The organism is Cupriavidus sp. R6-3 (assembly GCF_059772245.1).
In genome coordinates this window covers 1-4063 of sequence record NZ_JCBAJO010000329.1, presented here as the reverse complement: position 1 = coordinate 4063, position 4063 = coordinate 1, and the positions used below count along the sequence as shown (strand labels likewise).

General features: G+C 69.5%; 4 protein-coding genes. 3 read left to right on the top strand and 1 reads right to left on the bottom strand.

Going from position 1 to position 4063, the window contains the following annotated elements; translation table 11 throughout:
• The first annotated feature begins 231 nt into the window (after positions 1-231).
• Both AC6EI8_RS24945 and fghA read left to right on the top strand, forming a co-directional pair.
• Positions 232-1338 (top strand): S-(hydroxymethyl)glutathione dehydrogenase/class III alcohol dehydrogenase, encoded by a 1107-nt coding sequence (locus tag AC6EI8_RS24945; RefSeq protein WP_150083436.1) that lies wholly within the window; start codon positions 232-234, stop codon positions 1336-1338.
• A 19-nt stretch (positions 1339-1357) separates the two neighbouring features.
• The gene (gene fghA / locus AC6EI8_RS24940) at positions 1358-2218 is read left to right on the top strand and encodes an S-formylglutathione hydrolase (RefSeq protein ID WP_498383183.1); all 861 of its coding nucleotides are present in this window, start codon (positions 1358-1360) and stop codon (positions 2216-2218) included.
• A 137-nt stretch (positions 2219-2355) separates the two neighbouring features.
• Here fghA and AC6EI8_RS24935 read toward each other — a convergent pair whose 3' ends face one another.
• Positions 2356-3348 (bottom strand): GlxA family transcriptional regulator, encoded by a 993-nt coding sequence (locus AC6EI8_RS24935; protein ID WP_498383182.1) that lies wholly within the window; start codon positions 3346-3348, stop codon positions 2356-2358.
• A gap of 203 nt (positions 3349-3551) precedes the next feature.
• On the opposite strand from AC6EI8_RS24935, the gene AC6EI8_RS24930 reads away from it, so the two are divergent.
• Positions 3552-4063, top strand: a 512-nt coding sequence (locus AC6EI8_RS24930; protein WP_498383181.1) for a cation:proton antiporter domain-containing protein, incomplete at its 3' end; no start/stop codon positions are given.

The following is a 4063-nucleotide window of genomic DNA, read 5'->3' as shown; positions in this document are numbered from 1 at the left end:
ATGGCGGCTTGCGGGGCCAAGCGGGCAGCATTGCCCCGCCGTGCCGATGCCGCAGGCATTACAGTGTCGGCCGAACCCCGTGGAGCCGAGCGGTGCTGGGTGGTGCCGCGCGGTGCCGTGCGATAACGCGCGATGCCGCTACTGCCGCTGCTGCCGCTGCTGCCGGCCCCGCGTCCGCCATCGATCGAACCCGCCACGCGCCCCGCGCGTCGCCACCTTAGGAAAGCCGCCATGAAAACCAAAGCCGCCGTCGCCTGGAAAGCAGGCGCCCCGTTGACCATCGAGGAAGTCGACCTGGCCGGACCGCGCGCCGGCGAGGTGCTGGTCGAGATCAAGGCCACCGGCATCTGCCATACGGACTACTACACGCTGTCGGGCGCGGACCCCGAGGGCATCTTCCCCGCCATCCTCGGCCATGAGGGCGCCGGCATCGTGACGGAGGTCGGCCCGGGCGTGACCTCGCTGAAGCCCGGCGACCACGTGATCCCGCTCTACACGCCCGAATGCCGCCAGTGCAAGTTCTGCCTGTCGCGCAAGACCAACCTGTGCCAGGCGATCCGCGCGACCCAGGGCAAGGGCCTGATGCCGGACGGCACCTCGCGCTTCTCGCTCGACGGCAAGCCGATCTTCCACTACATGGGCACGTCGACCTTCGCCAATCACATCGTGGTGCCGGAGATCGCGCTGGCCAAGATCCGCGACGACGCGCCGTTCGACAAGGTCTGCTATATCGGCTGCGGCGTCACCACCGGCGTCGGCGCGGTGCTGTTCACGGCAAAGGTCGAGGCCGGCGCCAATGTGGTGGTGTTCGGCCTGGGCGGCATCGGCCTGAACGTGATCCAGGGCGCCAAGATGGTCGGCGCCGACAAGATCATCGGCGTCGACATCAACCCGAACCGCGAGGCGCTGGCGCGCCAATTCGGCATGACGCACTTCGTCAATCCGAACGAGGTCGAGAACGTGGTCGACCATATCGTGCAGCTGACCGACGGCGGCGCCGATTACTCGTTCGAATGCATCGGCAATACCAAGGTCATGCGCCAGGCGCTGGAGTGCTGCCACAAGGGCTGGGGCAAGTCGATCATCATCGGCGTGGCCGAGGCCGGCGCCGAGATCTCGACCCGTCCGTTCCAGCTGGTGACCGGCCGCGAGTGGAAGGGCTCGGCCTTCGGCGGCGCGCGCGGCCGCACCGACGTGCCCAAGATCGTCGACTGGTATATGGACGGCAAGCTGAACATCGACGACCTGATCACGCACACGCTGCCGCTGGAGCGGATCAACGAGGGCTTCGACCTGATGAAGCGCGGCGAGTCGATCCGTTCGGTGGTGCTGTACTAAGGCCGGAGGCGCGACGCTCATGCTCGAACTGCTCTCCGAGCACGGCTGCTTCGGCGGCGTGCAGCGCTTCTACCGGCATGCGTCGACCGCGGTCGGCCTGCCGATGCGCTTCTCGGTCTTCCTGCCGCCGGCGGCGCTGGCCGGCGTCGGCACGCCGCGTCCGGCGCTGTTCTACCTGGCCGGCCTGACCTGCACCGAAGAGACCTTCATGATCAAGGGCGGCGCGCAGCGGCTCGCCGCGCAGCTCGGCCTGATCCTGGTTGCGCCCGATACCAGCCCGCGCGACACCGGCATCCCCGGCGAGGCGGACGAATGGGACTTCGGGGCGGGCGCGGGCTTCTATCTGGACGCGACGCAGGCGCCGTGGAACGCGCACTGGCGCATGGAAAGCTATGTCGCCGGCGAGCTCTACGATCTGGTGGTCGGCGAACTCGGCGCCGACCCGCGGCGCATCGGCATCTTCGGCCATTCGATGGGCGGCCACGGCGCGCTGGTGCTGGCGCAGCGCCATCGCGAGCGCTTCCGCTCGGTGTCGGCGTTCGCGCCGATCGCCGCGCCGTCGCAATGTCCCTGGGGCGAGAAGGCGTTCAGCCGCTATCTCGGCGACGATCGCGCGCAATGGCTGCAGTACGATGCCAGCGCGCTGATGCAGGCGCAGCCCACCGCGCCCTTCCCCGGCGGCATCCTGATCGATCAGGGGCTGGCCGACAAATTCCTCGCCGACCAGCTGCATCCCGAGGCCTTCGAGGCGGCCTGCGCCGCGGTGGGCCAGCCGCTGACGCTGCGGCGGCATCAGGGCTACGACCACGGCTACTACTTCATCTCCACGTGGATGGAGGACCATCTGCGCCATCACGCGGCGCAATTACAGGACGGCTGACCGGGCGGTGGAAGGCGCTTCGGCGTTTCGGTGCTTGAGCGCTGCGGTGCTTGGGCGCTGCGGTGCTTGAGCGCTTCGGTACTTGAGCGCTTCGGTACTTGAGCGCTTTGGTGCTTGGGTGCTTGGGTGCTTGGGCGCTACGCCGCCGTGCCAAACCGCTGGCGATAGTCGCGCGGCGTGATGCCCAGATGGCGCAGGAAGGCGCGCCGCAGCGCTTCGTCGGAACCGAAGCCGCTGCGCGCGGCCACCGCCTTCAGCGGCAGCTCGCCCTGCTCCAGCAGGCGGCGTGCCGCTTCGAGCCGCGCCGATTCGATGAAGGCGGTCGGGCTCGCCCCGGTCTCGCGCGCGAACACACGGCGGAAATTGCGCTCGCTCATCGCGGCCCGCGCCGCCATCTCGCTCATCGTGAACGCGCGGGTCAGGTCGCGCAGGATCCAGTCCTGGACCTCGCGCACGCCGGCGTGGCCGGTGGTCTGGCTGGCCAGATGCACGCTGAATTGCGACTGGCCGCCCGGACGCTTCAGGAAGACCACCAGCTCGCGCGCCAGATCGAGCGCGATCTCGCGTCCGAGGTCCTCTTCGACGATGGCCAGCGCCAGGTCGATGCCGGCCGTGACGCCGGCCGAGGTCCACAGCCGGCCCTGGCGCACGAAGATCGCATCGGGATCGACCGCCACCGCGGGATAGCGCTGCCGCAGCAGCGGCGCCACGCTCCAGTGCGTGGTCGCGCGCTTGCCGTCGAGCAGACCGGCGGCGGCCAGGAAGAACGATCCCGAACACAGCGCCACCAGCCGGCCGATGCGCGGGGCCACCGCGCGCGCCCACGGGACGATCTCCCCCGCTTCCTGCAACGCCCCTTCGATATCGCGCGCGCCGACGATCACCGCGGTGTCGGGCAGCAGCACCGTGTCGAGCCGCGCGGTGGCCTCCAGCGTCATCAGCGTGTCCGAACGCACCGGGCCCACACGCGTCGAGACGATGCGCGTCCGATAGGCCGGCGGCTGGCCGCGCCGGGCCAGCTGCAGGTTGGCATAGTCGAACACCGTCATCGGTCCGACCGCCTCCATGGCCTTGAAGCCGGGATAGACGACGAGATCGATCTGATGGGGTGCGGGGGACGGCTGGGACATGAAGCGGGAACGGCGGGCAGCCCGCGGAAACGAACCGCAGGAGGGACCGCGATCTTTGGAAAACGAGCGAAGGCGACAGTGTAAACTACGCCCCGTTGCCGCCCGTGCGGGGAGCCCGGCCGCATCCGCTTGCTATCATGGACTGCAGACCGTTGCGCCACCGATCCCCCGATCACCCCTGATCACTTCGCTGCGAGCCGCCCGTGCCCCATGAAGTCAGCCTGATCACCACCATCGCCGCCGGCCTCGGTCTGGCGCTCGTCTTCGGCTTCATCTGCGCCCGTCTCGGCGCGCCGGCGCTGGTCGGCTATCTGCTGGCCGGCATCGTGATCGGCCCGGCCACGCCGGGCTTCGTCGCCGACATGGCGCTCGCCGGCCAACTCGCGGAAATCGGCGTGATGCTGCTGATGTTCGGCGTCGGCCTGCACTTCTCGCTGGAAGACCTGCTGTCGGTGCGCGGCATCGCGCTGCCGGGTGCGATCGTGCAGATCGCCTTCGCCACCGCGCTCGGGGCCGGCGTGACGCGGCTATGGGGCTGGCCGCTGGCCGACGCGCTGGTGTTCGGCCTGTGCCTGTCCGTCGCCAGCACCGTGGTGCTGCTGCGCGCGCTGGAGCAGCGCGGCACGCTCGATTCCGTCAACGGCCGGATCGCGGTCGGCTGGCTGGTGGTCGAGGATCTGGTGATGGTGCTGGTGCTGGTGATGCTGCCCGCGCT